This is a genomic window from Halalkalibacterium halodurans (assembly GCF_004376175.1).
GTDB classification, from domain to species: domain Bacteria; phylum Bacillota; class Bacilli; order Bacillales; family Bacillaceae_D; genus Halalkalibacterium; species Halalkalibacterium halodurans.
The window spans coordinates 22,570-29,625 of the sequence record NZ_SNUY01000056.1 but is presented as its reverse complement, the minus strand read 5'-3'; the positions used below and the strand labels follow the sequence as shown (position 1 = coordinate 29,625).

5 protein-coding genes are annotated in these 7,056 nt (G+C 44.8%); all 5 read left to right on the top strand.

Annotation, left to right across the window (positions count from 1 at the left end):
* The first annotated feature begins 150 nt into the window (after positions 1–150).
* The 5 genes from fadH (at position 151) to parC (ending at position 6,927) form a co-directional block, all read left to right on the top strand.
* Positions 151–924 (top strand): 2,4-dienoyl-CoA reductase, encoded by a 774-nt coding sequence (fadH, locus tag E2L07_RS15760; protein ID WP_010898301.1) that lies wholly within the window; start codon positions 151–153, stop codon positions 922–924.
* A 206-nt stretch (positions 925–1,130) separates the two neighbouring features.
* Complete coding sequence (locus tag E2L07_RS15755) at positions 1,131–1,769, top strand: VOC family protein (protein ID WP_134230043.1); 639 nt, start codon at positions 1,131–1,133, stop codon at positions 1,767–1,769.
* Between the two features lie 28 nt (positions 1,770–1,797).
* Entirely contained in the window at positions 1,798–2,214 is a 417-nt protein-coding gene (locus tag E2L07_RS15750; protein WP_041821571.1) for a CoA-binding protein, read from the top strand.
* 292 nt (positions 2,215–2,506) lie between these two features.
* The gene (gene parE / locus E2L07_RS15745; RefSeq protein WP_134230042.1) at positions 2,507–4,474 is read left to right on the top strand and encodes a DNA topoisomerase IV subunit B; all 1,968 of its coding nucleotides are present in this window, start codon (positions 2,507–2,509) and stop codon (positions 4,472–4,474) included.
* Positions 4,475–4,476: 2 nt separating this feature from the next.
* Entirely contained in the window at positions 4,477–6,927 is a 2,451-nt protein-coding gene (gene parC / locus E2L07_RS15740; protein ID WP_053431091.1) for a DNA topoisomerase IV subunit A, read from the top strand.
* The last annotated feature ends 129 nt before the right edge of the window (positions 6,928–7,056 follow it).

Genomic DNA, 7,056 nt, shown 5'->3' with positions numbered 1-7,056 from the left:
TATTGCAAAATACATGTGTGGTAACCTCAATTATCTACAGAAATCAGGGAGTGGCAATTTTTTTGCTTATAAAGCCCTCTAACATAGGATTTAATAGCCTATTTTTATATAAAGTTTTGACAATACGTTCAAAACATTGGAGGGAACTATATGAAAAATCAAACAATCATTGTCACGGGTGGCAGCAATGGAATGGGAAAGGCAATGGCGGCAAGGTTTGCTTCCCTAGGGGCAAATGTTGTGATCACAGGACGAGATCAAGAGCGTCTCGAAACGGCGAAAAGCGAAGTTGCACAAGATTCCGGACGAGTGTTGACCGTCCAAATGGATGTCAGGAATCCTGATGATGTGGAACGGATGGTGAAAGATACGCTCTCAGAGTTCGGAGCGATAGACGGACTTGTTAACAACGCAGCGGGTAATTTCTTATGCGCAGCTGAAGATTTGTCTCTGAATGGTTGGAAATCGGTTATTGATATCGTTCTCAATGGAACGTGGCATTGCACACAAGCGGTTGGGAAGGAGTGGATTAAGGACGGACGAAAAGGACATATCCTAAACATGGTCGCTACGTATGCGTGGACTGCAGGAGCAGGAGTTGTTCATTCGGCTAGCGCTAAGGCGGGAGTATTAGCAATGACTCGCACGCTTGCCGTAGAATGGGGAACAAAGTACGGCATTCGGTTGAATGCGATTGCTCCAGGACCAATTGAAGGAACAGGGGGGGCTGAGAAGCTAATCCTAAACGAGACATTTCAGAAGGCAGTTTTGCAGACGGTTCCTTTGAAACGATTTGGTACATTAGAGGAAATCGCAGGTCTTGCAGCTTATCTTTTCTCTGAAGAAGCTACCTATATGAATGGAGAATGCATTAGCCTTGACGGCGGTCAATGGCTGCGCGGAACCCTTTTCCCGTTTTCTTAAAGAAAGCGTTGACAAAGAAAATGTAAGCGGTTAAACTTTGTAATGAACCATACTTAGCTTCATGAAAAGCCATACAAGTAACACCTCTATTTTTTCAATTGACCAGCTTATCTTGCTGGTCTCTTTTTCTTTCGCTAGACATCCAGCATGTTTTCAGCGACAATTGTCATAGGATGGTATTAACTTGAAGAGAAGGAGGTTGACTCATGGAATTTGAAGCCGTAACATTTGCGACGAAGAAGCTTGATTCAGTAAAATCGTTTTACAAAGAAACATTGGGATTGCGGGTTACCCATGAAACAACCTCTCAGGTTACAATCCTTGTAGGTAGCACACTTGTAACGTTTGAACAATTTGAAGATGATGGTGAGCCGTTTTATCATTATGCGATCAACATTCCGAGCAATAAGTTGCAAGAGGCGAAAATGTGGCTGGAAAAACGAGTAACTTTGTTGCAGCATGAAAGAAAGAACGTTGTCCCATTTCCGCGTTGGAACGCGGAAGCCCTCTATTTTGAAGACCCTGCAGGCAATATCGTTGAATGGATTGCTCGCCATAATTTGAATCAAACAACATCCGAGCCTTTCGTGCCATCGGAGCAGCTTCTTTATGTAAGCGAAGTAGGTATAGTCACAGCAGAGCTAGGTGAACAAACGAAGCTATTTGAATCCCTTGGCTATCCGGTTTGGGACCAAGGAACCGAACATTTTCGTGCCATCGGTGATGAACACGGACTTTTTATAACCGTGACAAAAGATAGACAATGGTTTATGTCTGAGCGCGTTTCGGATTTTTTTCCATTAGAAGTGATGACAAAATCGAATGGGAAGCTTTATTTTTACTAATGCTGAAAAGAGAAAAGGAGTTGATGCGATCATGATCACAAATCCAAGCGATGAAAAAATCAAACAAATTCTCCAAGAGGCAAAACGGATTGCGGTTGTTGGCTTATCTGGAAACCCTGACCGAACGTCATACATGGTCTCTGCTGCTATGCAACACGCCGGCTATGAGATCATACCAGTCAATCCGACCGTCGATGAAGTGTTAGGGGAAAAAGCAGTACCTTCTTTGCAAGATATTGAAGGAGCTGTGGACATCGTCAATGTGTTCAGACGGAGCGAACACTTACCGGACGTAGCGAGAGAAACGGTTGAGATTGGTGCACCAGTCTTTTGGGCACAGTTAGGTCTGGAAAACAAAGAAGCTTACGACTATTTACAACAGCACGGAGTAACGTCAATTATGAATCGTTGCATCAAAGTGGAGCACGCTAAATTCAAAGCATGAGAGAACAGCCCCGAGTCATGGCACTTGGGGCTGTTTCGTATCGTGAATCATGTAGTTATTACTTGTTACTAATGTGAGGTTCTTTTATATTCCTTTGACAAAGTGGCGATCGATCGTTAAAAATAGAGGAAATTGCACCGATGATAGAGAAGGATCTAGAAAAAGGTTGCGATTACCGAAAGAAACAGTACAATGGAAGAGCATAAAGGAAAAATGCAGTCCGAACATGCGTTTGTATGATATGATAAAAGAGAGAAAATGAGCGGACGGAAAAGTGAAAGGAGTACCAGATTTGGCACAAAGACAGGATTTCGTCTATAACGATGATGCAATTCAAGTATTAGAAGGACTGGAAGCTGTTCGCAAGCGTCCAGGAATGTATATAGGTAGTACAGATAGCCGTGGCCTCCACCACCTTGTTTACGAAATTGTCGACAATGCGGTCGATGAAGCGTTGGCTGGCTACGGATCGAATATAAATGTGACGATACATAAAGACCAGAGCGTATCGGTGCGAGATGAAGGACGTGGCATGCCGACGGGAATGCACAAGTTAGGCAAGCCCACCCCAGAGGTCATCTTAACTGTGCTCCATGCAGGAGGAAAATTCGGACAAGGCGGTTATGCCACAAGTGGAGGGCTTCACGGCGTTGGGGCTTCTGTTGTAAACGCCTTATCCGAATGGCTCATTGTTGAGATTAAGCGTGATGGTTGGGTATATGAACAGCGGTTTGAGAATGGAGGAAAGCCGTCAACAACCCTAGAAAAGAAAGGGAAAACTCGCCAAACAGGTACGACGATCCATTTCAAGCCAGATCCTACGGTATTTAGCACGACGAATTTCAATGTGGAAACACTTTCAGAAAGACTTCGCGAAGCGGCCTTTTTATTAAAAGGACTTAAGATTGAACTTGTGGATCTTCGAGACGATACGAAGGAAGTTTTCCATTATGAAGATGGCATTAAAGCGTTCGTTGAATATTTAAATGAGGATAAAGAAACGCTTCATCCAGTCGTTTTTTTTAATGGTGAGAGCAATGGGATTGAGATTGAGTTTGCCTTTCAGTTCAACGACGGCTATACCGAGAATGTTCTTTCGTTTGTAAACAACGTGCGGACAAAGGATGGGGGAACCCACGAGCTTGGCGCAAAGACCGCGATGACTCGTGCTGTGAATGAGTATGCTCGAAAAGCGAAGCTACTCAAAGAAAAGGATAAAAATCTAGATGGATCGGATATTCGCGAAGGATTTACCGCTCTTATTTCTGTTCGTGTTCCTGAGGAGAAGTTACAATTTGAAGGCCAAACGAAAGGAAAGCTCGGGACACCTGAGGCTCGTTCTGCCGTTGACAGCCTAGTTTCTGAAAAGCTCAGCTTCTTCTTTGAAGAAAACCCTGAAATGAGTTCGATGCTCATTCGCAAGGCGATTAAGGCAGCACAAGCGCGGGAAGCGGCACGGAAAGCCCGGGAGGAAGCGCGCAGCGGAAAGAAAAATAGACGGAGAGATGTGCTTTTAAGTGGGAAACTAACCCCAGCCCAATCGAAAAATCCGCAGCATAATGAGCTTTACTTAGTGGAGGGTGACTCTGCAGGAGGCTCGGCAAAGCAAGGGCGGGACCGGAAATTCCAAGCCGTTCTTCCGCTCCGTGGAAAGGTCATTAATACGGAAAAAGCAAAAATCGACGACATTATGAAGAACGAAGAAATCCGCACCATTATTCATACGATCGGTGCAGGCGTAGGTGCCGATTTCACCCTCGACGATGTCAATTATGACAAAGTCGTCATTATGACTGATGCTGACACTGATGGTGCGCACATCCAAGTGTTGCTGTTGACGTTTTTTTATCGTTACATGCGCCCGCTCGTGGAAGCAGGCAAGGTCTATATTGCCTTACCTCCCCTTTACAAAGTAAGCAAAGGGTCAGGAGCAAAAGAAGTGGTAGAGTATGCATGGGACGAGGATGGTCTTAAAAAAGCGATCAAAAAGGTTGGACGAGGGTATACGATTCAGCGCTATAAAGGACTTGGGGAGATGAATGCAACCCAGCTTTGGGAGACGACAATGGATCCTGAAACGCGGACGCTGATTCGCGTTCGGATTGATGATGCAGCTCGTGCGGAAAAGCGTGTATCCACGCTCATGGGTGACAAAGTAGAACCGCGGCGTAAGTGGATCGAATCACATGTTGCGTTTGGCTTGGAAGAGGAAACAAACATCTTAGAAAACGAAAACCTAGCAGTAGTTGAGGAGGAATAAGGGTGGCACAAACAGAGCGTTATTTAGACCTCCCATTAGAAGAAGTGATCGGTGACCGTTTTGGTCGCTACTCAAAATATATTATTCAAGAGCGGGCGTTGCCTGATGCAAGGGATGGCCTGAAACCAGTACAGCGACGAATTTTATACGCTATGTACAGGGACGGCAATACGGCGGATAAACCGTTTCGAAAATCAGCAAAAACCGTGGGGAATGTGATCGGGAATTATCACCCACACGGTGATTCGTCCGTCTACGATGCGATGATCCGTATGAGCCAGGAATGGAAAGTGCGTAACATTCTTGTTGATATGCACGGGAATAACGGCTCGATTGACGGCGATCCACCAGCGGCGATGCGTTATACGGAAGCGCGACTGTCAAAAATAGCGGCAGAGCTTTTACGTGACATTGATAAAGAAACAGTGGATTACATCCCGAACTTTGATGATTCTGAACAAGAACCGGTCGTATTACCAGCTAAATTTCCGAATTTGCTCGTCAACGGCTCAACGGGAATTTCTTCTGGATATGCAACCGACATCCCACCTCATCATCTCGGGGAAGTGATCGATGGGGTCATTATGCAAATGGAGAATCCAAACGTTACTTTAGATGAGCTGATGCAGGTCATAAAAGGGCCAGACTTTCCGACAGGTGGAATCGTGCAAGGAATCGAAGGAATCCGCCAAGCTTACAGCACGGGAAAAGGGAAAGTAGTCGTACGTGGAAAAGCTGAAATTGAGGATCTACGTGGTGGTAAACAGCAAATTGTCATTACGGAAATCCCATATGAGGTCGTCAAGGCGAACCTCGTAAAAAAAATGGATGAAATTCGCTTTGACAAAAAGGTGGACGGGATTGCGGAGGTTCGTGATGACACGGACCGTACTGGATTGCGCATTGTCGTTGAGCTTAAAAAAGACGCCGATGCCAACGGGATTTTGCAGTATTTGTTCAAAAACACTGATTTGCAAATTACATATAACTTTAACATGGTGGCCATTCACAACAAGACGCCTCGATTAATGGGATTAAAAAGCTTAATCCAAGCCTACATCGATCACCAAAAAGATGTCATTATCCGACGGGCGACGTATGACTTGCAAAAAGCAAAGGATCGTCAGCACATCGTACAAGGGCTCATGAAGGCGATCTCGATCTTAGATGATGTCATTCAAACGATTCGAGCATCTAAAGATAAAAAGAACGCTAAGGATAATTTGATCGCCCAATTTGACTTTACGGAAGCTCAGGCAGAGGCGATTGTCACCTTGCAGCTATATCGTTTGACGAATACAGACATTACTACGCTGGAAGAAGAGGCTGCGGAACTTGAGCGGCGTATTCACGAATTAGAAGCGATTTTAGCCAGTGAAAAAAAGCTCATCGGGGTCGTTAAAAAGGAACTATTGGCCATTAAAAAACAGTTTGCTGATGAGCGCCGGACGATCATTAAAAAGGAGATCGAGGAGATCAAAATTACAATGGACGTCCTCGTCGCATCAGAAGATGTGATGGTGACGGTGACGAAGGAAGGATATGTGAAGCGAACAAGCCTAAGATCGTACGCAGCCTCAAACGGGGAACTCCCAGGTATGAAAGAAGGCGACTATTTATTAGGCCGTTATGAAATGAACACACAAGATACTCTCTTGTTGTTTACGAAAAAGGGGAACTACTTGTATTTACCAGTTCACCAGCTACCTGATATTCGCTGGAAAGATAACGGTCAACATGTGGCCAACCTAGTCACGGTCGATAAGGATGATGACATTTTAACAACACTTGCCGTGAAAGAGTTTTCGGAGGAGGAGTCGCTCCTATTTATCACAAGACAAGGGATGGCTAAACGTTCTCAGCTTTCACTCTACAAAGCGCAGCGTTTCTCCAAGCCTTTGATGGCACTCAAGCTTAAAGACGACGATGAAGTCGTATCTGTTATGCGTACATCTGGAAATGAAGAAGTGTTTATCGCGACAAGCTTTGGTTACGGTCTTTGGTTTAGCGAAAACGAAATTAGTCAAGTAGGGCAACGAGCCGCTGGTGTAAAAGGAATCAATTTAAAAAACGATGATGTGGTAGTCGATGCGACCACCTTTACTCTCAATGACCGAGTTGAATTTCTCGTCGTCACTCATCGCGGAGGAGTCAAGCGTATTTCCATTACTGAATTTGACAAATCAACGCGGGCTAAACGGGGGCTCGTAATGCTCCGTGAATTAAAGAAAAATCCTCACCACATTGTAGCCTGCAAACGCATATCCGATGGTTCAGATACGTTCTTCATCAAAACGGAGGACGGAACTATCGTCACTGTTGATCCTTCCTCTTTTAGACGAAGTGATCGTTATAGCAACGGGTCCTTTGTCTTAGATCAAGACAAAACGGGAGTAGTCACTAACGTTTGGAAAGAGGTTTCATTGATTGATGATAAAGAGGGCGAATCATAACCGCCCTCGTTTTTTCATGTTTCATCATTGAGAAACGGTCATAAGGCAAGGCCCTAGAGGTTCCGACTATTGACTTTTAAATGATGACACGGTGAGGCGGATAAAAGGGAGAAGGGTTATGGTGACATG

Bases quoted from the DNA above. Each gene is read 5' to 3' on its own strand.
- fadH (WP_010898301.1), top strand. From the start codon at position 151: ATGAAAAATCAAACAATCATTGTCACGGGTGGCAGCAATGGAATGGGA.
- E2L07_RS15755 (WP_134230043.1), top strand. From the start codon at position 1,131: ATGGAATTTGAAGCCGTAACATTTGCGACGAAGAAGCTTGATTCAGTA.